Origin of the sequence: Archangium sp., assembly GCF_036277355.1 — a bacterium.
Taxonomy (GTDB): Bacteria; Myxococcota; Myxococcia; order Myxococcales; family Myxococcaceae; genus Archangium.
Genome location: NZ_DASUNC010000211.1, coordinates 19,070 through 45,279 on the forward strand (window position 1 = coordinate 19,070; position 26,210 = coordinate 45,279).

20 protein-coding genes and 1 tRNA gene are annotated in these 26,210 nt (G+C 70.5%); 11 read left to right on the forward strand and 10 right to left on the reverse strand.

Annotated features, from left to right (window positions below; translation table 11 throughout):
* Positions 1 to 62: 62 nt before the first annotated feature.
* Genes VFZ09_RS51060 through VFZ09_RS51090 form a run of 7 tightly spaced genes read right to left on the reverse strand, consistent with a single transcriptional unit; the run spans position 63 to position 9,391 of the window.
* Positions 63 to 1,796: a BatA and WFA domain-containing protein gene (locus tag VFZ09_RS51060; protein WP_329735166.1), complete on the reverse strand. Its 1,734-nt coding sequence runs from the start codon at positions 1,794 to 1,796 to the stop codon at positions 63 to 65.
* Entirely contained in the window at positions 1,793 to 2,659 is an 867-nt protein-coding gene (locus tag VFZ09_RS51065; RefSeq protein WP_329735167.1) for a DUF58 domain-containing protein, read from the reverse strand. Before VFZ09_RS51065 ends, VFZ09_RS51060 begins: the two co-directional genes overlap by 4 nt.
* Complete coding sequence (locus VFZ09_RS51070) at positions 2,656 to 4,164, reverse strand: ABC transporter permease (RefSeq protein ID WP_329735168.1); 1,509 nt, start codon at positions 4,162 to 4,164, stop codon at positions 2,656 to 2,658. The genes VFZ09_RS51065 and VFZ09_RS51070 overlap by 4 nt, the downstream gene beginning before the upstream one ends.
* A complete protein-coding gene (locus tag VFZ09_RS51075; RefSeq protein WP_329735169.1) occupies positions 4,161 to 5,141 on the reverse strand; it encodes an ABC transporter ATP-binding protein in 981 nt (326 codons plus the stop codon). Before VFZ09_RS51075 ends, VFZ09_RS51070 begins: the two co-directional genes overlap by 4 nt.
* Positions 5,138 to 6,961 carry a hypothetical protein gene (locus VFZ09_RS51080; protein WP_329735170.1) on the reverse strand — a complete coding sequence of 608 codons (1,824 nt, stop codon included), beginning with the start codon at positions 6,959 to 6,961 and terminating at the stop codon, positions 5,138 to 5,140. Before VFZ09_RS51080 ends, VFZ09_RS51075 begins: the two co-directional genes overlap by 4 nt.
* Positions 6,954 to 7,949, reverse strand: a complete 996-nt coding sequence (locus VFZ09_RS51085) for an AAA family ATPase (protein ID WP_329735171.1) — start codon at positions 7,947 to 7,949, stop codon at positions 6,954 to 6,956. The genes VFZ09_RS51080 and VFZ09_RS51085 overlap by 8 nt, the downstream gene beginning before the upstream one ends.
* A gap of 14 nt (positions 7,950 to 7,963) precedes the next feature.
* Positions 7,964 to 9,391 carry a hypothetical protein gene (locus VFZ09_RS51090; protein WP_329735172.1) on the reverse strand — a complete coding sequence of 476 codons (1,428 nt, stop codon included), beginning with the start codon at positions 9,389 to 9,391 and terminating at the stop codon, positions 7,964 to 7,966.
* A gap of 286 nt (positions 9,392 to 9,677) precedes the next feature.
* Between VFZ09_RS51090 and VFZ09_RS51095 the strand changes: the two genes are divergently transcribed.
* The 6 genes from VFZ09_RS51095 to VFZ09_RS51120 all read left to right on the forward strand — a co-directional run bounded on the left by VFZ09_RS51095 (position 9,678) and on the right by VFZ09_RS51120 (position 16,054).
* A complete protein-coding gene (locus tag VFZ09_RS51095; protein WP_329735173.1) occupies positions 9,678 to 9,845 on the forward strand; it encodes a hypothetical protein in 168 nt (55 codons plus the stop codon).
* A 4-nt stretch (positions 9,846 to 9,849) separates the two neighbouring features.
* Positions 9,850 to 10,407: a hypothetical protein gene (locus VFZ09_RS51100; RefSeq protein WP_329735174.1), complete on the forward strand. Its 558-nt coding sequence runs from the start codon at positions 9,850 to 9,852 to the stop codon at positions 10,405 to 10,407.
* A gap of 177 nt (positions 10,408 to 10,584) precedes the next feature.
* Complete coding sequence (locus VFZ09_RS51105; protein ID WP_329735175.1) at positions 10,585 to 12,678, forward strand: serine/threonine-protein kinase; 2,094 nt, start codon at positions 10,585 to 10,587, stop codon at positions 12,676 to 12,678.
* A gap of 92 nt (positions 12,679 to 12,770) precedes the next feature.
* Positions 12,771 to 13,709, forward strand: coding sequence for a DUF2381 family protein (locus VFZ09_RS51110; RefSeq protein WP_329735176.1), 939 nt, complete (start codon positions 12,771 to 12,773; stop codon positions 13,707 to 13,709).
* A gap of 362 nt (positions 13,710 to 14,071) precedes the next feature.
* Positions 14,072 to 14,668: a hypothetical protein gene (locus tag VFZ09_RS51115; RefSeq protein WP_329735177.1), complete on the forward strand. Its 597-nt coding sequence runs from the start codon at positions 14,072 to 14,074 to the stop codon at positions 14,666 to 14,668.
* Between the two features lie 219 nt (positions 14,669 to 14,887).
* The gene (locus tag VFZ09_RS51120) at positions 14,888 to 16,054 is read left to right on the forward strand and encodes a serine/threonine protein kinase (protein WP_329735178.1); all 1,167 of its coding nucleotides are present in this window, start codon (positions 14,888 to 14,890) and stop codon (positions 16,052 to 16,054) included.
* Between the two features lie 6 nt (positions 16,055 to 16,060).
* Here the strand turns inward: VFZ09_RS51120 and VFZ09_RS51125 are convergent, their stop codons facing one another.
* The gene (locus VFZ09_RS51125) at positions 16,061 to 16,480 is read right to left on the reverse strand and encodes a hypothetical protein (RefSeq protein ID WP_329735179.1); all 420 of its coding nucleotides are present in this window, start codon (positions 16,478 to 16,480) and stop codon (positions 16,061 to 16,063) included.
* 91 nt (positions 16,481 to 16,571) lie between these two features.
* Between VFZ09_RS51125 and VFZ09_RS51130 the strand changes: the two genes are divergently transcribed.
* Positions 16,572 to 16,644: transfer RNA gene (locus VFZ09_RS51130), tRNA-Cys, on the forward strand.
* Positions 16,645 to 16,724: 80 nt separating this feature from the next.
* On the opposite strand, the gene VFZ09_RS51135 is transcribed toward VFZ09_RS51130, so the two are convergent.
* Positions 16,725 to 17,438, reverse strand: a complete 714-nt coding sequence (locus VFZ09_RS51135; RefSeq protein ID WP_329735180.1) for a hypothetical protein — start codon at positions 17,436 to 17,438, stop codon at positions 16,725 to 16,727.
* 191 nt (positions 17,439 to 17,629) lie between these two features.
* Here VFZ09_RS51135 and VFZ09_RS51140 point away from each other — a divergent pair, with 191 nt between their 5' ends.
* From VFZ09_RS51140 to VFZ09_RS51150, 3 genes are all read left to right on the forward strand, one after another.
* Positions 17,630 to 20,635, forward strand: a complete 3,006-nt coding sequence (locus VFZ09_RS51140) for a SusC/RagA family TonB-linked outer membrane protein (protein WP_329735181.1) — start codon at positions 17,630 to 17,632, stop codon at positions 20,633 to 20,635.
* 19 nt (positions 20,636 to 20,654) lie between these two features.
* The gene (locus VFZ09_RS51145) at positions 20,655 to 22,040 is read left to right on the forward strand and encodes a RagB/SusD family nutrient uptake outer membrane protein (protein WP_329735182.1); all 1,386 of its coding nucleotides are present in this window, start codon (positions 20,655 to 20,657) and stop codon (positions 22,038 to 22,040) included.
* Between the two features lie 91 nt (positions 22,041 to 22,131).
* Positions 22,132 to 23,661 carry an Hsp70 family protein gene (locus tag VFZ09_RS51150; RefSeq protein WP_329735183.1) on the forward strand — a complete coding sequence of 510 codons (1,530 nt, stop codon included), beginning with the start codon at positions 22,132 to 22,134 and terminating at the stop codon, positions 23,659 to 23,661.
* A gap of 70 nt (positions 23,662 to 23,731) precedes the next feature.
* Here the strand turns inward: VFZ09_RS51150 and VFZ09_RS51155 are convergent, their stop codons facing one another.
* Entirely contained in the window at positions 23,732 to 25,504 is a 1,773-nt protein-coding gene (locus VFZ09_RS51155; RefSeq protein WP_329735184.1) for a M20/M25/M40 family metallo-hydrolase, read from the reverse strand.
* Between the two features lie 263 nt (positions 25,505 to 25,767).
* On the opposite strand from VFZ09_RS51155, the gene VFZ09_RS51160 reads away from it, so the two are divergent.
* On the forward strand, positions 25,768 to 26,190 hold the full coding sequence (locus VFZ09_RS51160; protein WP_329735185.1) for an SET domain-containing protein-lysine N-methyltransferase: 423 nt from the start codon (positions 25,768 to 25,770) through the stop codon (positions 26,188 to 26,190).
* Positions 26,191 to 26,210: the final 20 nt, after the last annotated feature.

Genomic DNA, 26,210 nt, shown 5'->3' on the forward strand with positions numbered 1-26,210 from the left:
TACGGCGCGAGCCACCAGGTCAGGCCCGCCAGCCTGAGCAGGACTCCGCGATTCAATGAGGCTCACTTCGCCTCGGTTCGCCGCGTGATGTGGAAATCCACGAGCAGCGCCGCGAGCAGCACCAGCAGTGGCCAGCGCGCCCGTCCGGGAGCGGCGCCTCCGTCCTCGTCATCTCCCGCCGCCTGCGCGGGTCTGTCGCCCTCGCCGCGCCCACGCAGGTCCGACTCGCGGGCATCCAGCGGCAGCACCTCCACCGCGTCCACCGGCTCGCCGTCCCGCTCCAGCGTGTAACGGCCGGGCACCGCGGGAGGAGGCAGGCTCAACGCCCCCGCGCCGAACAGGGGCCGCGTTCCCTCCGGACCCTCCAGCGTGTAACGCGAGCCCGGGCGCGTCACCACCGCCAGGGTCTCGCCGAGCGACAGCTGCCGCCGGGGGAAGCCCTCCTGCGAGCGCCGCACCTCGCGCAACAGATTGCCCAGCAGTACCGGCCACGCGGTCGTGCGCTGCACGTTGGAGCGCGCCAGGTCCACGTTGAGGTGCACCTGCCCCTCGGACTCGGAGAGGAGCACCACCGTGCCCGCCGTCATCAGCGCCCGGCCCGGAGGCGCCTCGGCACCGGCCGCCCAGCGCACGCCGCCCAGTTGCACGTCATCCAGCAGCGGGTGGCCCTTCTCCGCGAAGAAGGGGCCCACGAAGGTGCGCACGGCACCGCCCGCCCCCACCGTCACCCGCGCGTCCGAGCCCCGCGGGCCCACCACCAGGGCTCCCTCTCCCGGCCCCTGCTCCACACCGGGCGACACCGCGAGGAAGCGCTCCAGCGTCGAGCGCGCCTGAGCGTCCAGTCCCTCGGCCAGCGCCACGCGCACCCGCCGCTCCGGGGCCGGTGGCAGACGGGCCTCGCCGTCCTCGGGCAGCGCGTCCGCGGGCAGCGCCACCTCCACGTCTCCCGCGTTCTCGAAGGTGAAGCGCAGCGTGGCCGCGCCCTCCTCGGGCAGCCGCACCCGCTCGCGCCGCTCGGTGCCCTCCTTCGCTCCCGGGCCGGGCCGCGCCCGCACGCGCACCTCCGTCTCCTCGGGCCCCGTGCCGAAACGCGCCACCCGCAGCGTCACCGTGGCCGTGGAGCCCTCGTCCCTGCGCCACGCGGACACCAGCGCCACGTTGTCCCGAGGCGCGCCCAGCGCCGTCCACCGCACCGCCGCGGGCACGGCCACCCCTTCCGCGGGCGGAGCATCGGTGAAGAAGTGCACGCGCCGTCCCGGGCCCGCCAGCTCCTGGGCCCACAGCAGCGTGGGCGCCACGTCATGGTCCGCGCCCAGGGCCCGGAAGGACTCCAGCGCGGCCAGGGCGCGCGAGGGCTCCGCCTCCGGCCCCGCCAGCACGCGAGGCACCGTGCCACTGGCCAGCACCGTCACGCTCGTGGCCTTCTCCTCCTCCACGCGCCGGGCCGCCTCCGCGCGCACCTTCTCCAGCACGGAGCGTCCGTCCGCGCCTCGCGCCGACAGTGAAAGGCTCCCGTCCACCACCAGCACCAGGTGCCGGGTCCGGGCGTCCTCGCCCAGGCGCACGTCCGCGAGGAAGAGGGCCGCGGCCACCACCGCCAGCGCCTCCAGCAGCAGCGAGGCCTCGCGGGTGAAGCGCTCGAAGCGGGGGCCGGCCTCGGCGCGGGGGCGGGGCGTGCGCCAGAGGAAGAGGGCGCTCACCACCACCGGCTTCTGCTTGCGCCGCAGGAAGTACGCCGCCACCAGCGGTACGAGCGCGCCCAGCGCCAGCAGTCCCCAGGGAAAACCGAAGCTCATGCCACCCCCGCCGGGAGGAAGAGCGGCCGCAGCGCTCCGGCCACCAGCGTGCGCAGGGCCTGGGGCGCGGGGGCCACCAGGTGCACCGCCCGGGCCCTCGCCGCCGCGGCCCCGAGCGCCTTCTGGTGCTCGGCGAAGCGCCGCGCATAGGCCGCCAGCACCTCTTCCGTGAGGAGCTCCTCCAGCGCCGCGCCGCTCTCCGCGTCCACCAGGCGCGCGCCCTCGCCGCCCGTGGGCTCCAGGTCCTCCGCGTCCAGCACCTGCACCAGGAAGAGGGCCGCGGCCCCCTGCGCCAGCCGCGACACCAGCGCCGGCAGCGGAGCCTCGAAGAGGAAGTCGCTCACCACCACGCGCAGGCCGCATGGGCGCAACGGTGGCAGGCGTCCCAGCGCGGCGTGCAGATCATCCTTCGCGTCGAAGGTGGCGGAGCGCAGGGCGGAGCGGCACACCTGGCCCTGCACGCGCTCGGGACGCGCGCCGCCCACCAGCAACGTGGGGCTGAGTCCCTGGTGGGCGCCCACCTCGGTGGCCAGCAGCGCCAGCTCGCGCGCGCACGCGGCCTTGCGGGGCGACAGCGCCATGCTGCGCGAGCCGTCCAGCAGCACCTCCAGGCGCGGGGACACCTCGTCCTGGCGCACGCGCAGAATCAGCTCGCCGGTGCGCGCCACCGCGTTCCAGTCCATCTGCCGCAGGTCGTCTCCCGGCTGGTACACGCGGAAGTCATGCAGCTCCAGCGAGGAGCCGGCCGAGGCCGCGCGCACCTCGCCCACCCGGCCGCGTTGCGGCGTACGAGGCAGGGCCAACGCGAGGCCCGGGGCCAGCCGGGCCACCTCCGCCTCGTCGAAGTCCGGGGCGGTGCTCATGAGGCGTGGGCCCGGCGCTCGCGCTCGACGAGGGCCCGGTCCGCGGCGAAGGCGGCGAGCACGGCCACCAGCCACACGCAGGCGAGCAACCCCAGGTTCATCTTCGTCTCCTCCGTCGAGTCGTTGTAGTCGCTGAAGTTCGCGATTCCGATGAAGGGGTTGAGCAGGTTGAAGAGCGGGTCATCCACACGCTGATCGAAGAGGACGGAGATCAGCGGCAGCAGCGCCCCGGCCAGGCCCGACAGCGCGAAGAAGAGGACGCGCACCACGGCCGGCGAGGCGAGCTGGTCCGAGCGCGGCATGCGCCCCACCACCAGGGGCAGCGACAGGTAGAAGATGGCATAGGCCGGTGCGGCGAGCACCCCGAGCACATGGGCCTGGGAGGCGGCGCTGGAGCTGCCCTGGGACAGGAAGAACAAGCCCATGCACAGCCCCGTCCAGCCGAGCACCAGCAGCACGATGAGCCGGAAGCCACGCACCGCGCCCGGGCGCAGGAGGGACCAGGGCCGCGTGCGGGCCCGCAGCGCCCGGGCCTGTCCATCCACGTCCGTGGCCACGAAGACGCCGATGACGGCCAGGTGCAGACACCCCATGACACTCGCCACCGCGGCCACTGCCGTCGGGGGGGTGTCCCACAGCCACAGGCCCACCACCCCCGCGCCGGACAGCACCATCTGCACGGTGAGCGCCAGCCGGGGGCCCCACGTGTAGTTCTCCGTGGCCAGCGACAGGCGCGCGGCGGCCGTCTCGAAGAGCAACCACGCGTAGGAGAACATCACCCAGAGGATGATGCCGGTGGCGAGGAGGAAACCATTCTCGCGCACGACGGAGCGGTAGCCCTGCTCGCTCAGGAAGAAGGCGGCGATCAGCGCGTAGATGAGCGCCAGGCCCAGCGCGCCCAGCAGCACGAGGTTCACCAGGGCGCGCCCCATGCGTCCGTCCGCGAGCGTGGCCGCGCACACCGCCACCACGGTGACGAAGACGAGCCAGCTGGCGCCCAGGGCGAGCACCAGGAGGATGGTCGGCAGGTCGATGCCGTTGAGGTAGTAGCTGAAGAGGAGGAAGGGCCCCACGGCGGAGGCGTACAGCCCGGCCTGCACCAGGAAGGACGTCACCTTGCCGCGCAGAATCCGCCGGGGCCCCAGGCCGGTGAGGATGAGCAGCACCCACGTCTCGTCCTCGCGCTCGCGCGCCAGGGAGCGGTAGGCGCTGTAGGGGATGATGAAGAAGTGCACCATCGCCAGGCAGATGTAGAAGCTGAAGAAGAAGCCCTGTCCCTGGGTGGAGAGCCCGTCCTCCCGCGTGGTGGCGTAGGCCACCATGGAGATGATGAAGCAGGACAGCAGCATCAGCCCGAAGCTCACCCAGAAGACGCGCGAGCGCAGGCCCTGGCGCACCTCCTTCACCACCAGCGGGTTGAGCCGGTCCCCCAGCCGCTCCAGCACTCCGGGCCGGGCCGCCTCGCGCGGGGCGGTGCCCGCGGTGTCCGTGGCGAGCGCGCTCACGCCACCCTCCCCTTCGTCACGTGCATGAACGCATCCTCCAGGTTGCGCTCGCGGTGGCTGAAGGCACACACGGGCACGCCCGCCCCCACCAGCACCGCCAGCAGCCGCGCCGCCGACTCGTCCACCCAGGTGCCCGCCGCGCCGCCCTCGTGCTCCAGCCGCACCCGCAGCGCGTCGCCCTCGCGCGCCACCTGCTTCACCCGGGGCTGCTCCAGCAACAGCCGCTCGGCGCGGCCCCACACCGCCTCGCCCTCCTCGCCCGGGAAGAGGCGCACCATCAGCTCCGCCACCGCCGCCCCCGCGGCCTGCGCGAGGATGTCCGCCACCTTGCCCGTGGCCAGCAGCCGGCCCTGCTCGATGATGGCGCAGGTGTCACAGATTTCCGCCAGCTCGGTGAGGATGTGGCTGGAGATGAGCACCGCCTTGCCCTGGTCCGCGAGCGCGCGCAGCAGCTCGCGCAACTCGATGCGGGCACGGGGATCCAGGCCGTCCGCCGGCTCGTCGAGGATGAGCAGCTTGGGGTCGTGCAGCAGCGTGCGCCCGAGCGCCACGCGCTGCTTCATGCCCTTGGAGAGCGCGCTGGTGAGCTTGTCCTGGAGCGGCAGCAGCCCGGTGAACTCCATGACCGAGGCCACGCGCTTGTCCCGCTCCTTGCCGTGGAGGCCGTAGGCGCGCGCGAAGAAGTCGAGGAACTCGAGCACGGTGACGTCGTCATAGGTGCCGTAGCGGTCCGGCATGTAGCCGATGAGCGGCCGCACCTTGTCCGGGGTGTCAACCAGCGAGTGCCCGTCCAGCGTCACCTGGCCCGCGTTGGGCGTGTCCAGGGTGGCCAGTATCCGCATGGTGGTGCTCTTGCCGGCGCCGTTGGGCCCGATGAAGCCCAGGATGGTGCCGGCCTCCAGCTCGAAGGACACGTCGTCCACCGCGCGCAGGGCGCCGTAGTCGCGCCGCAGTCCCTTCACCTCCAGCAGGCTCATGGTCCGTCCACCCTTCCCTGCACGAAGTGCATGCCCTCGTGCAGCTCCACCGGGAGCGCCGACAGGGGCAGCAGTCCCGGTCCCTCCAGCCGCGCGGCGAAAATCCCCTCCGGCAGCGGCTCGTCCAGCAGGCGCCAGGCCACTCGCGAGAAGCGGCGGGTCGCGGACGCGGAGAAGTCCACCACGTGGAGGAAGGACACCTTGTCCTCGGTGGCGGTGGCCAGCGTGGCCTCGCCCTCGGCGCCATCGGCGAGCGCCGGCAGCGCCCACAGCTTGCCGCCGAGCCGCACGTAGCCCGACACCAGTGGTGCGCCGAGCGCGTTCTGCACCCGCAGCCCCTGGCCCTCGCGGCGCACGGTGAGCCGGGCGCGCGAGGGCAGCATCGCCACCTCGCCCCACTCGCGGTAGGTGCGCGAGGGCAGGAAGCCACCCGTCACCGCCATGCCATTCGTCCAGTCCGCCTCGGTGGCCTGCGACTCCCAATCCACGTCCGGCCCGAGCAGCGCGGCCTGCGCGGGAATCCGCACGCCCTCCGGCTCCAGGTTGGCATAGTAGCCGCCGACGCCCACCATCACCGCCCGGTCCCGGTCCCGGTCCAGCCAGATGAGGCTGTAGCGGGAGGCGTGGATGACGAAGCCCTCCACGAGCACGGACCAGGCGACGATGGCCATGCACGTGGCGAGCGCCACCGAGGGCACGGCGATGAGCAGCGCCACGGGCCCCTTGCGCCGGGCGAGCATGAGGCCTCCGGGCCCCACCGCCAGCACGAAGAGGGTGATGAGCACCAGGAAGCGGCCCACCGGCGCCTGGACTCCGGGCAGCAGCGGCGCCTCGCCGTTGTTCAACAGGTGGTTGCTGTTGAAGGGCCCGCGCTGCCAGCTCGGCGGAGGCCCCGCGGGAACGACGACGCTCACCTGGCCCTGCTCCGGCTCCCCCATGAGGTTCACGTCGCCGATCAGCGCCTCGCCGCACGCCTGCGCCTTCGCGCACAGCCGCAACCGGCCGAAGCCGTAGGGCACCTCGCCCGTGGGCGTCTGGGTGAGCAGCGGCAGGCGCGACACCACGTCGCGCGGAGGACGCAGGAGGATCAGGGAGCCACCGGTGGCGGCGTAGGCCTCGAGCGCGCTCCAGGCATCCGCCGGAATCGTGGTGACGTCCCCGGCCACCACCACCATCCGGTGGCCCACGTAGAGGGCGAGCTCGCGCGGCGCGTCCTGCGGCGTGATGAAGCGGACCGACAGCTTCGGCTTGTTCTTCACCCGGGGCAGCTTCGTGCCCGACTGGAAGGCCTGCTCCGAGCCCAGCACGAGCACCGCCTGGCCCGACGGGTCCACCGAGTAGAAGTTGAAGGTCCGGAAGGTGCTGCCCGGGCTGCTCACGCGCACCAGGCCGCCCTGCGCGATGCTGGGAACGGGCACCCAGGCGGAGAGCCGCTGACGAGGCCCCACCTCCACCTGCCGCGTGGACACCTGGGAGCGGCCCACGCGCTGCGACTCCACGCGGATGCTCACGGCCTGAGGCGTGGCACCCGGGTTGAAGAGCACCACCTCCAGCGGGATGTAGCCGCCCGCGGGGCGCAGGATGCTGTTGACCACCGTGGCCTTCAGGGCACCGCCCTCGGTCACCTCCACCGGCTGGCCCGGCATCTCCTCGTAGCCGGGAACCCAGGGCTCTTCGCTCTCCTCGGAGCCCGCTTCCTCCTCGTCGGGCGCCTCCACGGCGACCGCGGTCTGCGCCACCGGGGGCTCGTTGGCCACCGCGAGCGAGGGGCCCGCGCACAGCAGCAGGGCGAGCAGCGCGGCGGGAAGACGCTCACGCACGAGGCACCTCGGGGATGGCCTGCAACAGGGCACGCACCACGTCCAGGGTGCCCACCTTCTCCAGCGAGGCCTCGTAGGCGAGCACCAGGCGGTGGTTGAGGACGGCGGGAGCGGCGGCCACCACCTCGTCGAAGCCCACGTTGGGCTTGCCCCGCATCAACGCGAGTGCCCGTCCGGCCGCCGCCAGCGCCAGCGCCGCGCGAGGGCTGGCCCCATAGCGCACGAAGCGGCGCACCGGCTCCGGCGCACCCGGGCCCCGCGGGTCGCTCGCCTCCACCAGCCGGCCGATGAAGTCCGCCACCGGCACGGGCAGGTGTACCCGGTCCACCGCGGCGAAGAGGGAGGCAAGGCCCTCGGCGTCCGTCGCCTGCGGCAGCACGGGTGGAGTGCCGCGCACGCGCGTGGTGAGCAGGGTGGTGAGCGTCTTCGCGCCCACGGGCGGCACCTGGACGCGGAAGAGGAAGCGGTCCAGCTGCGCCTCGGGCAGCGGGTAGGTGCCCTCCAGCTCGATGGGATTCTGGGTGGCGAGCACGAAGAAGGGCTCGGGCAGCGGGCGCGTCTGGCCGAGCACCGTCACGCTGCGCTCCTGCATGGCCTCCAGCAGCGCGGATTGCGTCTTGGGGCTGGAGCGGTTGATTTCGTCCGCGAGCACCACGTTGGCGAAGAGGGGCCCCTCGCGGAAGGTGAAGTCGCGGCGGCCCTCGCCCTCGAGGACGTAGGTGCCGGTGATGTCACCGGGCAGCAGGTCCGGGGTGAACTGGATGCGGCGGAAGGGCAGCCCGAGCAGCCGCGCGAGCGCCTTGCACAGCTCCGTCTTGCCCAGGCCCGGCAGGCCCTCCAGCAGCACGTGGCCGCGCGCGAGCACCGCCGCCGTCACCTGCTCCACCACCTGCGTCTGGTCGAGCAACACCTGATTCAGCCCCTTCTGGAGCTGCGCCACCCTCTCCGCCGCGCCCTGCACCTCGGCGGGGCTCAACAGTTCCGACACGGCCGACTCCTCTCCTAGGGTTCCCCCCCGAAATACCGCTTCACCAGGTCCCGGTTGCGGGGCAGCAGCGGCCCCGTCGAATGTCCCGCCTCCGCGTCGCCCTGCGCGCCCGTCCCCTGCGCGCCCCCACCGCCACCGCCCTCGCGCCGCTGGGGCTCCGCGGAGCGCAGGCCCCACAGCCCCTGTGCCTCGCCGCCCTGCCCCTTCGGCAGCGGCTTGAAGGCGAGCCGCTCCGGATCCATCTCCGCCTGCTCGCCGAAGACGAGCGGCTGGCTCTCCCCACCCCGTCCCGTGCCGCCCTTGCCCTGGCCCTGCCGCGTCTGGCGGCTCGCGTGGCCGCCCTGGCGTCCCTCCTGCCCCTCGCCCTCGCCTTCACCCTCGCCTTGTCCCTGACGCGAGCCGTTGCGTCCATTGCCCTGGCCGAAGCGCTGCTCCAGCTCGCGTTGGCGGCGCTCGAGCGTCTCGCGCAGGCTGGCCACCTCATCACGCGAGCGCGCACCTCCACTGCCACTGCCACCCGGCTGCCCCTGGGCCTGCTGACCGCGGGTGCCACCATCCCCCGCGCCCGGCGCGCCCCCGCTGTTGCCGGAGGCGGGATTCCCATTCTCCTGGCCCTGCTGTTGCCGCTGCTGGGCGGCGTTGTCGGAGCCCAGCGCCATCAGCGCCTTCTCGAGGGCCTCGCGCTCCCGGGTGGCGGCCTCGGCTCCGGCGGCGGCGTCCAGCGACGCCTCCAGCTCGCGAGCGGCCTCGGACGCGGCGGCCAGCTCGGCGGCGGCCTTGGCGGCGCGGGCCTCCAGCGACTTCTCCAGGCTGTCGGCGGCCTCCCAGTCGGCGCTGTCGAAGCGGCCCTCGGCGACCTCCTCGGACAGCCGGCGCAGCTCCTCCTCCAGCGGGGTGCCCAGCGGCTCCTCGCGGGCGAGCGCCTCGGCCTTGGCCTGCACGGCGGCCACCTTCGCCGCGGCGGCCGCGTTGGCGGGCCGCACCTGGCGCGCGGGCAGCGGCAGGAGGAATCCCACCCCGAGGAAGGCGAGCGCCGCGAGCAACGCTCCCACCGGGCGCTTCCAGGCCACCGGGGGCAACGTCACCGCGCGGGCGAACTGGTTGGCGGAGAGCTCCCACTCGCCCACGGGACGCTCCAGCCGGGTGAGGAGCAAGCCACCCGCCCCGGCCGAGCGATCCGCCAGCACCGCCGCGTGCGTCAGGGACACGCTCCGGGCGCGGGCCCGGACGAGCCACCACGCGCCCGCGGCGAGCAGTGGCACCGGGAGCACCCAGACGGCGGCGTCGCGCAACAACATCCGGACCAGCACGCAGCCCGTGGCGGCGGCCCACACGGGAGCCACCGCCGCCTCGGTCCAGAGGACGGCGTTGAGACGCCGCCGTACGCGCCGGACGGGAGCGAGGACGAGGGCCTGCAGGCGGCGTTCATCGCTGGCGGGCATGAGGGCTCCGAGTCTCGGACACTCGAAGGCCCTTCCACAAGCCACCTGCTCCTGGGCAGAAGGAAGTCCCAGGAGGTTTCTACCGCCCACACCTCCAGGGCGTACGTGTCAAGGGGAGGCCCAGGTCCATACCTGCGCGGGCAGGTAGAGTAGCCTGGGCACGACCATGACGCTTGCACGAGAGCCTGTATGCCTACCGCTCCGGCTGCTCCTTGTGACACTACCCGTTCTCGCGGGCTGCACCCTCAACCACTATCTGCCCCGTCACTTCGACTTCGTAACTGTCGTGGAAAAGACCGAGCCAGGAGCGGATGGCTGGCGTGGTCCTGGCTTTGTTTGTGAACAATTCAAAGCGAAGTTCAACGAAATCCTGGCTCGTGCCGTGCGCGGCTCAATGGTCACGACGTCGTGTCACAAGAAAACAACACCCACCATCATCCAATTCAACTTTTGAGCTCATGCCACTTTCAGCAGAGGAACTGCTGTCCATTGTCCGGAATTATTTCCGTCTGGACAAGGAGTTCAACTACAGGCCAGAAAACAGCCCCGAGGAAGACAGGTTCTCGGAGAAATGGGAGCAAGAGATCAAGAAGATGGAGCAATGGCGGGTATTCCTGCGCGAGCTCAAGGGAGCGCTACCGGATTTTGACATCGGGAACGCCACGGCGACGTGCACTTCCTGCTTCCGTTGCGCAGCTTATCCCAACGCACAGCCGACTGGCTCGGCTGTCGTCGGCTGTGTCAGCATCCTGGCGCCCGTGTACACCGTCTACGGCGTCCAATACACCTATCGCGGCGGGGAGCGGAGCCACGAGGTCTTCCTCGATTCGCTGCCGCCCGGGATGCAGGTTCCCGCCGCCATCATCGCCAGGAGAATCGAGGCGGCGTTCGGGGTCGAGGCCCTTCCCCATGGCATCGCTCAGACGCCCATCCCGCTCATCGTGGAGCCCCAGGAGCCGCCGACGACGACGCTCTTCCATGCCCTCTTCCTCAGCCAGCCGGAGAGAGTCCCTTGAGGAAGGAAGAAGGGCCCGGCAGCCCCCCGGCGCCGGACCGTCCATTTCCCGGGACCGTTCCTCGATGAATCCACTTCCACGTACGTAGAAGTGAAACCCACGCCCCTGGAGCCAGACTTGGGGCGCCTCACCCGGTGACAGGTGGTGTTATGCTGGCCCACCTGGGAGGTGGTGCGCATGGATGGCGTGCAGGCCGGGAAGGTTGGGGACAAGTGGCTCAGGGCCCGGCGGCGCCTCCTGTGGAGACAGGCCGTCCTGGAGCCCCTGGAGCCACAGCTGCCCTTGCCTGGGACGCAGGTAGGGGGCCTGGTGCTGGAGGCGAGGCTGGGCGCGGGCGGCTACGGCACGGTGTACCGGGCCCGGAGCCCGGGGGGCAAACCGTACGCGGTGAAGTTCATCCACCTGCCGCGCGCGGCGGCATGGGCCTGGAGGGAGCTGGAAGTGCTGCTGCGGCTGCGGCGGCTGGGCTGGGTGGCGGTGCGTGGGCATGGGGAGTGGCCGGAGAAGGCGCCGCGCTTCGTCTACCTCGTCATGGAGTACGTGCAGGGCATGTCGCTGCACACGTGGGCCGGGAGGCACAACCCCACGGCGCGGCGGGTGGCGGAGGTGGTGCGCGCGCTGGCGCGGCAACTGGCGGCGGTGCACCGCGCCGGGGTGGTGCACCGCGACGTCAAGTGCGCCAACGTGGTGGTGCGCGAGAAGGACGGGCGGCCGGTGATGGTGGACTTCGGGGTAGGCACCTTCCCTGGCGCCCACCCGGTGACGGGGCCCCGGGTGCCGGGCACCGCGCCCTACCGCAGCCCCGAGGCCGAGGGCCACCGGCAGGAGCGGGGGCCATACGAGGCGCACGCCCGCGACGACTTGTGGGCCCTGGGCGTCGTCCTCTATTGGCTGCTCACCGGCACCTTCCCCTTCCAGGTGGAGGAGACGGGGGACTCACTGGCCGACGCCCGGGCGCTGGGCGAGGCCCTCGTGCACCAGGCGCCCGAGCCGCCCCAGGTGCGCAACCCGCGCGTGCCCGCGGCGCTGGCGGCCGTGTGTCTGCGCATGCTGGAGAAGCAACCCACGGCGCGCTACCCGGACGCGCAGGCGGTGGAGGCCGCGCTCGGGGCGGCACTGGCCGGGGCGGACGCGGCCTGGGACGTGCCCCTGTGCCAAGCGTATGGCCCGGACACCGCCACCACCGAGGCGGAGGAGGAGTTGGAGGACGCGGAGGAGGAGACGCGGTGGCGGCGGCTGGAGGCCTATGAGCGGCGCCACCCAGTGCGCGGCGCTCCCTTCACCCCCGAGGAGCCCGCCACCCCGGCCCCGCCCACCCGTGAGGCGGCGCCTGGCGAGGGCCCGCCTCCCGCCGCGCCCCAGACGCCCGCCCCCGCGCAGACGCCCAGCCCACCCGCCTCCGAGCCGCCGCGCACCCGGGGCACGCCCTGGCGGTGGGGCGCCGTCGTCGGCCTGGGGCTCGTGCTGGGCTTCGGACCCGGGCTCTCCCACCGCCCGTCTCCCGGCGACGCACCCGGGGTGACGTCTCCGGTGGTCGCCGCCCCTCCCACGTCCGGGGTGGGGCCCGTGTCCGGCCAGGAAGTGGCGCCCGGGCACGAGCCACTCGAAGGTGGCGGCGGCGCGGCGCTCGAAGCGACTCCCACCCCCGCGCCCGCCGCCCGTGCGGCGCCTCCCAAGGACACGCGCGTGAAGCGTCCATCCCCCTCTCCCCTCCCCACCACCCCAGCGCTTCCAAGACAGTCGCGCGGCGTGGCCCGCACGGTGGGCGGACTCGCCCTCACCTGCTCGCTGGCCACCGGCTGCCCCGCCCCCACCGCTCCCCAGGTCCGGCCCACACCGCTGTCCCTGCCGGAGGCCCCCTGCCCGGAAGGCTCCCTCCAGGCCATGAAGGAACTGGGCATGCGTGAGGGCAAGTACGGGTCGGTTCTCATCCCTGGTACCGTGAGAGGACCTCGACAGAGAGTCACCGTGCGCTCGGGTCCCAGCACCCTCCTTCATCTAGGAGGCTCGCGCGCTTACTCGTACCCGCTCCCCGACGGCACCGTGTTCTCCGGGGAGCTGTTCGTCGGACCGAAGCGTGTGTACGGCCGCTTCACCCAGGCCCGTACGCCCGAGGGCCACACCTACCCCATGTGCCTGGAGCTCTATGAGTGGATCGAGCGGGGCGTGCTCCGCCATGAGCAGGATGGCACCGCGGATACCGCCACCATCTCCACCGGCGTGCAGCTCCGGACCGTACCGAGGTTCTACGCGGTGCCAGAGCGTGAGTAGCTCTGGGCGGATGGGGAGCAGGGCGGGAAAGGCCGTGGGGCCGACGTGGGAGGTACTTGTCAGTCCGGGCCACTTCGGAAGTACTCCCGCCCATGCTCCCGCCTCTGGCCGTCCTGCCTCTGCTGCTCGCATTTTCCACCCCCCCGCCCGTCGCCCGGCCCGCCACCGGGGAGTGGGATCCGGGGGGTGAGCGCCATGTGGAGCTCACGGCGGATGCCGCCGGGCAGGTGCACACCGTCACCATCGGGCCCCAGCGCGCCACCACGTTCGTGTTCCACTCCCCCCTGCGGTCCGGCACGGTGGCGGTGGAGGCGCGCGAGCTCTTCCTGTCGGTGACGGTGGATGAGGGGGCCGGCGTGGTCAACCTCCTGCCCTCCGGGGCGCTGCCGCCCGGAAGGGAGTTGATGATGACGGCGCGCTTCGCCGATGACGCCGTGCCCGGGTGGGCCCGCTTCCGGCTGGTCGTACACGCCACCCGGGCCGAGCGGCAGGTGGAGGTGTACCGCCTGCCCCGCCCGGCCGAGTCCTACCGGCAGGCGGAGCAACGGGAGCGCGAGCGGGCGGAACGGTGCGAGGCACGGCTGGCCCGGGTGGAGACCGAGGGCCGCTCCCCCGAGAGCCTCACGGACCTGCGCGAGGCCGACCTGGTGGACGGGAACACAGGCGTGGCCGTGAAGCGCATCCTCGAGGACATCACCCAACGCCCCGGAGAGGTCCTGTGGGTGACGAACGCCTGGGGCTACCATGCTGGGAAGATGGAGCGGGTGGCGGTGGAGTTGGAGATGGAGAACACGGGCGACACGCCCTGGATGGCGGAGGGCGTGCAAGGGACGGAGCTGGTGGGCGCCGACGGCGAGCGGCTGCGGATTCTGCGGGTGTGGCAGCCGGCCCCCCTCCTTCCGGGGAGCAGAGGCCCGCTCATGGTGGAGGCGGAAGCCGCACCGGAGCAGACCCAAGGCGCCTTCCTGTTGAAGCTGGGCGAGGCGGGCGGGCCGCGCACCCTCACCGTGCGCGGCGTGACGTTCCCGTAGGCGCCGTATCGCGTCCCGCTGGCTGGACGGTCAGGTGTCAGCGACCCTCCTCACACGGTGCGTGGAAAGGGAGGTCCCATGCATCCGCGGCTCCGGGTCACTGCACGTGGAGTGGTGCTATCGCTGACGCTTCTTGGAGCAACCCTGCTCGCCTGTGTCGGCGGCCACATCCCGCCGTCCAGATAGAGATGCAGCGCATCTTGACGGACAAGAACACCGGCGCCCTCCCTGGTGCGCGAGTCACCGGGTTCCAATGGGACGTCCCGCGGTCGACGTCTCCGTGAGGACGGACCCATGCGCATCCAACAGGTTGGGAGCTCCAAGCGCCTCCCCTTGGACGTCCCCCGGCAAGAAGTCCATTCATGAACCCAGAAACGAAGCCAGAACTGACAGCCGACGCGCTCGTCCGACTCGTCCACCGCTACTACCCGGCGGGGCTGCTCATTGACGATCTCGCGTACAAGGTGTCGAAGGAAATCCAACGGCTCAGGGAACTGCAGGACACTCATGTGCAGCCCTCGGCTACCTGGACGGCCTTCATCACACGACTCCGCCAGGAGTTCTCGGACTGCTCCCTCTGGGATACGACAGTCCCCTATCTGGACCCCTGCTACAGCATCCGTGTCTCCCTGCCCGGCTTCCAGGTAGGTGACCCCCTCTACGACTGCGTCGTCTGTCTGCTGAGCCAGTTCGTCCCGGTATACGCCCTCTACGCCTCCCATACAGACAAGAACGACCCCAGCGAGGAGGGCTACTGGCTGCGCTTTCCGCCGTTTCCCCCCAAGTTCCAGTCCCACGAGGCCAGACTCGCCGCGCTCATCGAGTCCACCTTTGGCTTCACCCGCCTGTCCAACGATGTCCTGCACACCCCCGTGCTGGACCTCGTGCCGAAGTCTTCCAACTTCGTGCTCGGCGAGGCGAAACTCATCGACTGCCTCTTCACACCCCACCGCTGGTGAGTCTCCCGGGTGTGCAAAGCCCCACCGGAACGTCCTGGAATGTAAAGCGCCTTGGCAAGCCCCCCGGCCTCTGAAAAGTCTCCTCGGGCAACCCCCCGGGTCGTTCCCTCCCGCCCCACTCCGGCCGTAACCTTCCTCCCACCTTCGCGCCAGGGCCGGTCCCCGAGCCGTCAGCGGGCAGCCCGGGCCTTTCCACCGCGAAGCGAGGAGATTTCTTCCATGTCTGATGACACGCGTGGGCGCAAGGCGCCCGCCAGCGGCTTGCCCGTGCTCTTCTCCCAGGGCGGTACCGACTATCTGCGCCTCCAGAAACTGGAAGAGGGGCCGTTCGGAGAAAAGCTCTACCTGTGCCGGCCGCGCACCGGACAGATGTACGGCGCGCTGGTGGAGGTCGCCGTGCTCGACCGCCAGGGGCGCCGCATCGGCCACGCCCGGATGATAGAGGCGGCGCGGTTGGGCGCCCTGTTGTCCCACCCGGCCATTCCCCGCGTCCACGGCCAGTACAAACACCGCGGCACGCGTTACCTCGTCACGGAATACGTGTCTGGCATCAGCATGAACATGGCCTGCTCCTCCGCCTGCGTGCGCGACCGGCCCTTGTCCGAGTCCTTCATCCTCTACGTGGCCTCTCGGGTGGCGGGCGTGCTGTCCTACGTGCACGGACTCACGGATGCGGAGGGGCGGCAATTGCGCATCATCCACCGCAACGTCAACCCCTACACCCTCCTCATGAGGGACGACGGCGAGGTGATGCTGGCCCACTTCACCGCGGCCTTCTCGCGGCTGCCCGGGCGCGAGCCGACCACCACCTGGAAGGTGCGCGGGGAGCTCGACTTCGCCGCCCCGGAGCGCCTGTGCCGCGCGGTGGATGCCCCGGTGGATGAGCGCTCGGACCAGTTCTCCCTCGGCCTCGTCATGCTGGAGCTGGCCACGGGGGAACACCTCTACCACACGGAGGAGGTGGAGCGGGCCGCCGCGCACCTGCCCCCGCCCCCCGCTGGAGCCCCGGAGTGCGAGGAGTGGCGAGCCGAGTCGGACAGCTGGACCTCCGTGGAGGAGATGGCCCGGCGTGCCGCGGCCTTCCGTCCCGAGCACGTCTCACACCTGACCCGAGCGGTGTCCGGGCCCTTGCGCTCCATCCTCCACAAGCTCCTCAACCGCCACCCCTCGCAGCGCTACCCCACCGCCGCCGCGCTGAAGGCCGACCTGGACGCCTGCCTCGCGGCGAGCCATCCCACCTACGGTGCGCGGGAAGCCCTCGCGGAGTTGCTGGAGGCGAGGGCCGAGGCGGAGCGCATCGACTCGGAGCTCTTCGCCTCGGACGAAGCCGTGCGGACGGCGGGGGAAGCGCACGCCCTGGCGGAGCACGGGTCGGCCGGCGCCTAGGGCAGGTCAGCCCACGGAGCGCACGAGCTTGGGCTGGAGACCGTCCAGGAGCGCCTCCACGAGCCGCTCCACGTCATCGACGGGCACCCCCTGGATGGTGAGCAGCGTCCTGCCTGCCTGAACGCTCGTCTTGAGTTGCACGCGCGCGCCCTGGGCGAAGTGCCGCGAGAAGCTCTCGCGCATGAAGTCCACGCGGGCCACGTCCGGCGGAGGCATGGACGGCCTCGAAGGACTGCGCTTGTGCTTCACCGCGCTGAGCATCTCCTCCAGGTTGCACTCGGCGAAGGGCTTGGACACCACGGTGCCCCCCTCCTGGGGGACGTCGATGGGCACGGCCCCCACGTCACCGGCCGCGAGCGCGAAGTCCGCCGCCTTGGCGTATCCACGTGCGTGGAAGTGAACCGGAGCGCCCGCGGTGCCCCTCACATGCCTGGCGGAGGTGGCGTGTCAGGACATCACGCGCGCGCCGTCTCTCTTCCCGGAGCGATTCGAGGGACACCCCGGACGCTCCCGATGAGGCCCGTTCCGCCCGGGGCGGCGGCGGTCTGCAAAACCGTTGTTGCCGGGTTCGACTCCCGGACGGGCCTCCACCTCTTCATGAGCACGCCGCGCACGACGAAGCCCCGGCAGCCGAGCCGCCGGAGCCCCGCGATGCCGCCACGTCCCGTGGCTACTGCTGCGGCTGTTGCTGCTGCTGCACGTCCTGGCCGCTCAGGTCCTGGCTGCCGCCCGTGCCCTGCTGCAGGCCGCCCTGGCTCGTCACGTCCACGCGCAGCGCCGTCGGCTCACCGCCCACGTCCTGGTACGAGGCGCGCACCTGGCTGCCCTCGGCGATGTCCGCGCTGGAGTCCTGACGCCCATCCACCATCACCTGCGTCCGCGCGTTGAGCTGCAGGCGGATCTGCGGCTGCCCCGCTCCACCCGCGCTGCTCAGCAGCAGCTCATCCGGGCTCGCGCTCACCACCCGGCCCGTCACCAGCTGTTGAAGCCGCTGGCTCCCCTGCACCTGGGCGTTCTGCTGCTGGGTGCGCGCCCTCTGCTCCTGCTGCTGCGCGGACTGCTGCTGCGCCTGCGCCAGCTCCTGCTGCTGCTGACGCTGGGCCTCCAGCGCCTGCTGCTGGGACTGCTGGACCTCCGCCTGAGCCTGCGTCGCCTGATTGGCGGCCTGCTGCTGGGCCCGCTGGGCCTCCTGGAACTCCTGCTGCGCCTTGGCCTCCGCCTGCTGCAGATCCTGCCGCGCCTTCTCCACGTCCTGGCGCGCGTCGGCCCCCTGCTTCTGCTCGTCCGAGGCCCGCTCCTGCGCATCCTGGGCCTGATCCGGAGTCCCCTCGGGGGGTGCTGCCCTGGCCGCCTGCCCTCCGGACGTGGGTACCGGGCGCGGCAACACCGGGCGTGAACCCAGACAGCTGGGGTGCGAAAATTTCCGCGTCACCGGAAAGTCTGCCCTAGCATACACGGTTTTCCGTTGGATTAGCGACGTTGACGGTAGGCCCTCTTCCCACACACGATTCGCGGCCAACGGCAGCCCATACAGGGGGGCCGCTCCATCCGCAGCAACGTTGAGGTGAAGAGCGAATGACGCTGAAACAAGCGTTGATTTCGGGGTGCGCACTCGCACTCCTTTCCGTGGAAGCCAAGGCTCAGGAGCAGGGCGCTGCCGCCCCGCAGCCCGAGGCTCCGCAGCCGGCCGCCACCGTGGCTCCGGCCGCCACTCCGGCCAACATGCGCAAGATCTCCGGCAAGGTGCTGGACGCGCTGACGAACGATGGCCTGCCGCTCACGCGCGTCATCATCAAGGGCACCACCAAGGGCGTGGAGACGGAGCTGGACGGCTCCTTCAGCCTGGACATCCCCAAGGGGCCGGTCACGCTGCTCTTCTCCAGCCAGGACCACAAGGATCGCGAGGTCGTCGTCGGCGCCAACCGTGACACCGTGACGGTGTCGCTGGACGCCACCTTCGTCGAGGAGATGGTGGTGGTGGGCCGCGCCAGCGAGCTGGCCCGCAAGCACCTGGCCAACTCGGTGGCCTCGGTGAACAACGAGGACCTCAACCGCGCTCCCGCCTCCACGGTGGATCAGGCCCTCCAGGGCAAGGTGGCCGGCGCCAACATCCAGAGCAACTCGGGCGCTCCGGGCGGCGGCATGCAGCTGAGGCTGCGCGGCGTGTCCACCGTCAACGGCTCCAGCGCGGTGCTCTACGTGGTGGACGGCGTCCTCATCAGCGACGTGGCCATCGCCTCGGGCGTCTACCAGCTGACCGAGTCGGTGCGGGGCTCCAACCCCTCGGCCACCCAGGACAACCAGGTCAACCGCATCGCGGACCTCAACCCCAACGACATCGAGAGCATCGAGGTCCTCAAGGGCGCGTCCGCCGCGGCCATCTACGGCTCCAAGGCCAGCAACGGCGTGGTCATCATCACCACCAAGAAGGGCAAGGCCGGCGCGCCCCGGGTGGACGTCACCCAGCGCGTGGGCATGTACGCGCTCTCCAACACGCTCGGCTCGCGCCCCTTCACCTCGCGCGAGGACGTGGTGGCGCGCTACGGCGAGTCCGTGGCGGCCCAGTACTGGACGGGGAAGACCTTCAACCAGGAGGCCCTGCTCGCCGGCCGCCGGGACATCTCCTACGAGACGCTCGCCAGCGTGAGCGGCACCTCGGGAGACACCCGCTACTTCGCCTCCGCGCAGGTGAGGGATGACAAGGGCATCATCCAGAACACCGGCTACCAGAAGCAGTCCTTCCGCCTCAACCTCGGGCAGAAGCTGGGCAGCGACCTCGAGGTGAACGCCAGCGCCAACCTCGTCCACACCCTGGGCAACCGCGGCCTCACCAACAACGACAACACCAACATCACCTACTACATGGCGCTGGCGTCCACGCCCAGCTTCGTGGACCTGAACGCCAACAGCGCCGGCGTCTTCCCGGCCAACCCCTTCGTCTCCAGCAAGGCCAACCCGCTGCAGACGGCCGCCCTCATGACGAACGATGAGGACGTGTGGCGCCTGCTCGGCTCGGCCGACGCGGTGTGGAACGCCTACAAGAGCGAGACGCAGAGCTTCAAGGTGCTCGCCAACCTCGGCGTGGACCGCTTCCAGCAGCAGAACAAGATCTTCTCGCCCAGCACGCTCGCCTTCGAGCTCCCGCTGGACGGCCTGCCCGGCACCTCGCTGCTCGGCAGCAGCGAGGTCCTCAACATCAACACCGGCGTCAACCTGGTGCACAACTACAAGCCCGCCGGCGGCGCCGTGAACGCCACCACCTCGGCCGGCTTCCAGTACGAGCAGAGCGGCGTGGACTCGCTCTACGTGCGCAGCAGCGGGCAGATCGCCGACCAGCAGAACGTGAGCTCCGGCACGCAGCTGAGCGTGCGCCAGAACCGGCAGCTCGTGCGCGACCGCGGCTTCTACCTCCAGGAGGAGATGCTGCTGCTCAACGAGCACCTCACCCTGGTGGGCGCCGTGCGCGGCGAGCAGAGCAGTGCCAACGGCGACCCCAACCAGCTCTTCTTCTTCCCCAAGCTGGCCACCGCCTACCGCTTCGAGCCCTTCCACCCGGCCATCAACGAGTTCAAGGTGCGCCTGGCGTACGGTGAGACGGGCAACCGCCCCACCTACGGCCAGAATTACCGCTCGCTGTCCTCCATCAACAACATCGAGGGCCTGCCGGCCATCCTCGGCACCGGCGTGGCCGGCTCGCCGGACATCCGCCCCGAGCGCCAGCGCGAGTTCGAGCTCGGCCTGGACACGATGCTCTTCAACGGCAACGCCGTGGTGGAGCTGACCCTCTACCAGCGCAACATCTACGACTTGCTGCTGCCGCGCACCATCCCCGGCTCCACGGGCTTCACCACCGAGTACGCCAACGGCGGCGAGATGTTCAACCGCGGTGTGGAGGCCATGCTCCAGGTCACCCCGGTGCGCACCACGGACTGGGAGTGGACGTCCAACACCACCTTCACCCTCAACCGCAGCCAGGTCACCTCGCTGCCCGAGGGGGACGTGCCCATCCCCGTCTTCGGCACCAGCCTGGGCGAGTTCCGCCTCCAGGAGGGCGCCAGCGCCACGCAGATCGTCGGCGACGTGGTGGAGAACGGCAAGTCGGTGCTCAAGAAGATTGGCGACACGGAGCCGGCCTTCCGCATGGGCTTCACCAACACGGTGAAGTACCGCGACTTCAGCCTGTCCTTCCTGCTCGACTGGCAGCAGGGCAGCGACGTCATCAACCTCACCCGCTTCCTGTACGACGCCAACAAGAACTCGGTGGACTACGTGGCGCGCGGCGCCCAGCGCCAGAAGGACTGGCTGACCAACGCCGCCGTGTACGTGGAGGACGCCTCGTTCCTCAAGCTGCGCGAGGTGACGTTCAGCTACAACCTGCCCCAGTCCCTGCTGGCCAAGGCGCCCGTGGTGAAGTCCGCCCGCTTCAACATCAGCGGCCGCAACCTGCTCGTCTTCACCAACTACTCCGGGCTGGATCCCGAGGTGAGCAACTTCGGCAACCACCCCATCGCCCGTAACGTCGACGTGGCCCCCTTCCCGCCCAGCCGCAGCTTCTGGACGTCGCTCGATGTGGGGTTCTAGGACCATGAGGATTCGCGACATGAAGAACATGAAGAAGGTGGTCCTGGCGCTGTGCGCCACGGTGGGGCTTGGCGGGTGCGGAGACCTGACGGTCCCGGACCTCAACAACCCGAGCCTCGAGTCGTTCCAGGAGACCCCGACGCGCACCGCCGTCATCAACGCGTCCACCGGTCTGCTCATCGGCACGCGCGCCGGCATGACGAACCAGAACGGCTACGTGGCCCTCATGGGCGTGCTCGGCCGCGAGGGCATCGTGCTGGACTCGGCGGACCCCCGCTACGTCAACGAGATGCTGCAGGCCGCCTCGCTCAACGGCGGCAGCCCGGCCTTCGGCGGCAACTTCTGGAACAACCCCTACGCCAACATCCGCAACGCCAACACCCTCCTCAACGCCCTGGAGAAGGTGGACGGCGTCACGGAGGCCGAGAAGAAGGCCATCCGCGGCTTCGCCAAGACGATCCAGGCGCTGGACTTCCTGGTCATCATCAACACCCGCGACACCAACGGCGCGCCCATCGACGTGAACCGCCCGTTCGGCAGCGATCCGGCGCCCATCGCGACCAAGGAGCAGGTGTTCGAGCACATCGCGAAGCTGCTCGACGAGGCCAAGGCGGACCTGGAGGGCGGTGGCACCGCGTTCCCCTTCCCGCTGAGCAGCGGGTTCAAGGACTTCGACCCGCGCACGGACGGCAAGGTGATCGACATCACCGTGCCCAACTTCATCAAGGTCAACCGCGCCATCAAGGCCCGGGTGGACGTGTACCGCGAGCGCTGGGAAGAGGCGCTGGTGGACCTGGGCGAGTCGTTCATCACCACCGCCCCTGGCAAGCTCGACCTGGGCGTCTACCACGCCTACAGCACCGGCTCCGGTGACGTGAAGAACACGCTCAACGGCCCCAACATCTTCGCCAACCCCATCCTCCTGCTGGATGCGCAGCGCAAGGCGGACGACACGCTGGATGAGCGCGTGGCGCGCAAGGTGAAGGACGCGGAGAACCCCGGCGAGCTGCCCGGAGTCATCGAGAAGTTCTCGAAGGGCTTCGCGGCGTACGAGTCGGACAACGCCCCCATCCCCATCATCCGCAACGAGGAGCTCCTCCTCCTGCGCGCCGAGGCCAACATCCGGCTGGCTCGGTACCCGGAGGCCAAGACCGACCTCGACGTCATCCGGACCGCCTCCGGTGGCCTGGAGCCGCTCCCCGAGACGCTGGAGGGCGAGCAGGCCATCAACGAGCTGCTCTATCAGCGCCGCTTCTCGCTCCTCTTCGAGGGCGGGCACCGGTGGATCGACATGCGCCGCTACGGGAAGCTGGAGGAGCTCAAGCGCGAGGACCCCGTGGGCATGTCCTTCAACGTCCACTCGAGCTTCCCCCTCCCCACCACGGAGCTGGTCGGCCGCAACTAGTCCTCATTCACCGAGGGAATGAGCGGGCGGGCATCCATGGGATGTCCGCCCGCTTCGTTTTAGAGTGGGCACCCCCCCTATGAGTGCCCCCATGAGCAGCCCCATCCTCGGCATCGACTTCGGCACGACCAACACGGCGGCGGCGTTCTTCGACCGCCAGGGGAAGCTGAAGCTGGTACCGGTGTCGGACAAGAACTTCATCCTGCCCTCGGTCGCCTGGTACCACGCCGCGGACAAGGCCATCGTCGGCCCGGCCGCGCGCCGGCAGATCATCGACGACCCGCGCCACACCCTCTTCGGCAGCAAGCGCTTCCTCGGGCGGCGCTACCAGTCCGAGTACGTGCAGAAGCACCGCGAGCGCTTCGCCTTCAACCTCATCGAAGGCACGGACGGCTACTGCGCCGTGAAGGTGTACAACCGGGTGACGCCGCTCAACGAGGTGGCGCACTTCATCCTCCGGCACATCCTCACGCTGGCCAACCACGCCGCGGGAGAGCCCTTCTCCGAGTGCGTGCTCACCGTGCCCGCCCACGCGAGCATCCGCCAGCGCGAGGCGGTGCGCTTCGCGGCCGAGCGCGCGGGCCTGAAGGTGCGCGCCATCATCAACGAGCCCACCGCCGCGGCGCTCTACTACGCCAACCTGCGCAGCCCGGAACAGACGGTGATGGTGTTCGACCTGGGCGGCGGCACCTTCGACGCCACGCTCATGTCCGTGCGGAACCGGGTGGTGAAGGTGCTGGCCACCGGCGGAGACGCCTTCCTCGGCGGCGCCAACTTCGACGAGTGCATCGTCGAGCACCTGGCCGAGGAGTTCCACCGGCAGCACGGCGTGGACCTGCGCGGCAACAAGATCGTCATGCAGCGGCTCGTCTTCGCCGCCGAGTCCGTGAAGATTCAGCTCTCGCGGGCGGAGGTGGCGGAGTTGCGCGTGCCCTGCATCACGCAGGGGCCGGACGGCGGCTTCCTGGACTTCCACTTCCGCCTCACGCGCAAGCGGCTGGAGGAGATGACGTCCCGGCTCATCGAGCGCACCGTGTCCGCGTGTGACGAGGTGCTGGAGCGCGCGGGCCTGAAGCCCACCCAGGTGGACGAGCTGGTGCTGGTGGGCGGCCAGACGCGCATGCCCGCCATCCGCGAGCGCCTGTCGCACTTCCGCCGCTTCTCCTCGGAGAAGGACGTGCACCCGGAGCTGGGCGTGGCGGTGGGCGCCGCCATCCTCGGCCGCAACCTGTCCCGGCCCGGCGGCACCGGCCTCATGGACGTGGTGCCCATGCCCATCAGCGTCATGCTCCCCGGCGGCGCCACCCACGAGGTCATCCCCGCCAACACCCCCGTCCCCTGCCGCAAGTCCGTCTCCCTGGAGGCCCTGCCCCCCGGGCCTACCCCGCTGCCCGTGCTCGTCTTCGAGTCCCTGGACACCACCAGCGTGGACCGCGAGGTGCTCGGCACCCTCCAGGTGGGCCCCGAGTGGCGCCGCGGCGGCGCTCCCCGGCTCGAGCTGCACATGGGCCAGGACTTCGTCCTCCGCTCCTACCTCACCGCCGCCGATGGCAAACCCGTCCCCGCGCCCATCGTCGACGCGAGCCCTCAAATGAGAACGCCCCGGGCCGCGGCTTCTTGAGCCACGGCTCCGGGGCGGGAAATCCCTCACCCTGTCCCTCTCCCAGGGGGAGAGGGGGGGTGACACGCCGTCACTGCACCGCGAAGATCAGGTCGTCGCGGTCGTCGTACGAGCCCGTGGTGCACGTGCCCGCGGTGCCCTGGTAGCGGAAGTTCGCGCGGATGGCCTGGTTGGCGCCGGCGGGCAGCGTGTACGTGGCGGTGATGGTCCGCGCCCCGGAGCCGCTCGGCTTGTACGAGCCGATGAGCGTCCACGTCGGGCTGCTCGCGTTGGCCGTGTAGTACAGGTCCAGCGTGTCCGCCGTGCTGGAGTAGGCCCACACCGTGGCCGTCACCGTCACCTGCTTGCCGGCCGCAAGGTTCGTCCCGTCGTTGGTGGCCACCTTCAGGCGGTCATTGGACTCGTCCGAGTGGTAGGTGCCCGAGGCGCCGTCCGCGCAGGTACCGCCAAGGGTGTTGGGCTTGTTCACCTCGGGGCCCAGGCCGCCGCGGCCGTTGAGCAGCGTGCCCGAGTCGCAGCCCGCGCCCGACGCCGTGCACCGGGGCGCCTTGAGCGTCGCGTCGAACGTGGCCGTGTTGATGGTGCCACCGGGCGTGCCGCTGTCCACCGGCGGAGGCGTGTTGCCCGTCGTCGCGCCCTTGGCCAGCTCGCCCATGAAGGACACCGCCAGCTTGGCGAACTTCACCGAGTTGGCCGCCGTGCCCCCCATGTACGTCAGCGTGTCGCCCGAGGTGTGGATCTGCGGGTTGTCCGTGCTCATCGTCGCCTCGAAGGGCATCGTGGCCGGGTAGCCCGCGCTGTTCCACGAGGCGTGGTCCGAGCAGCCGTAGCCGCACGTGATGTTGGTCCAGGTCAGCCCCGGCTGGTACGTGGAGATGAGGCTGGTGGTGAAGCTGTTGAGCGTGGCGTTGGTGTTGTCCGTCACCATGCCGAAGTCGTAGCTGGAGCCCTTGTAGTTGGTCATGTCCAGCTGGAGCACGCCCACCACGTTCGTCCCGGCGTTCTTGAACGAGGTGGCGATGGCGTTGGAGCCGTACAGGCCCACCTCCTCGGCGGCGTAGGCCATGAACTTCACCGTGCGCGCCGGCTTGTAGCCATTGGCCACGGCCACCCGGAAGGCCTCGGTGAGCGAGGCCACGCCCGAGGCGTCGTCATCCGCGCCCGGCGCCGCGGCGGTGGAGCCACTCTGGTTGATGGAGTCCAGGTGCCCGCCAATCACCACCACCTCGTTGGGGTGCGTGGTGCCGGTGATGGTGGCGATGACGGACTGCTGCAGCCAGGTGTGCGCGAAGAACGCCACCGAGATGTCCGTGCGCGAGCCGGCGATGGTGGTCCACTGGCTCTTGAGCCACGTGGCCGCGTCCGCGCCCGACTGCACGTTGTAGCGGCGCGTGGTCCAGTTGGTGGACAGCGAGTTGATGGTGTTGCGGATGTTGAGCTCCTGCACCCCGCTCAGCATCGCGTTGACGGACGGGGCGTTGTTGAGGTTGTAGCTCACCAGCGACGCCAGGGACTGCGGCGCGGTGGAGCCCTCCACGGCCGCCAGCGCCTGCTCCTCGGTGTCATGGGCGATGAAGCCCGCGCACCGGTTGAGCTTGTCGTGCATGGCCGCGGCCAGCGTCTCCAACTGCGACTCGCGCACGCGCAGCACCGCCACTCCGCCCTTCTCCAGCGCCGGCGCGGGCAGGGCCAGGCCCTTCTGCTGGAACGAGGCGCGCGCGGGCTCCAGCGCGTCCGTCCCGATGGTGATCCACACCTCCTTCTCCTTCGGGGCGGCCTCCGCGAAGGCGGGGGCGGCACACGCGAGCAACGCGACGACCGTTCCAAACTTCCTGATTGCCATACGCTTCTCCTGGCGCTGGTGCTTCCTCTGGGGGATTCCGAGAACCGTACCTTCCCGGTTCGCGAGAAAGGCAGACTTATCCGCCAACACGCGAACTTATTGTACCCCGGGCGTATCTGGAAATAACTTGGAGTGTCGGGTCGAAAACGGGCCTGGGAAGAGATGCCGCCCTGCGGCAATGCTTTCGGGCTCAACGAATCCGGCCCCGCGGCGGGAGTGAACAGCGGGCCGTTGGCGGTTTTCATTCGTGAGGGTTTCCAAGGATGCAGCCAGGAGAGGCACTCTTCGTCCACCCGGGACTGAAGGTCAGACCATGCGAGTGGGGCTATGGCGTCTTCACGGACGTGGCCATTCCCGAGGGGACCATCCTGGAGGAGTGCCACTACCTCAAGGTGCCCTTCCGCTCCGTGCGCAACTCGACCCTGTCCGACTACGTCTTCAACATCGAGTGGGGCCCGCACGAGGAGGACCGCGGCGGCGAGTGGGTGGCGATCGTCATGGGCTCGGGGATGATCTTCAACCACTCGCAGGACCCCAACGTGTCGTACTACCGGGGCTTCCAGAAGGGCCACTCGCCCAAGGACGTCTTCACCTTCTACGCCCTGCGCGACATCGAGCCCGGCGAGCAGCTGTGCATCAGCTACGGGGAGAACTGGTGGAAGACGCGCGGCCAGGACATGCCCTGAGCCGAGGCCCCGCGCCTCGG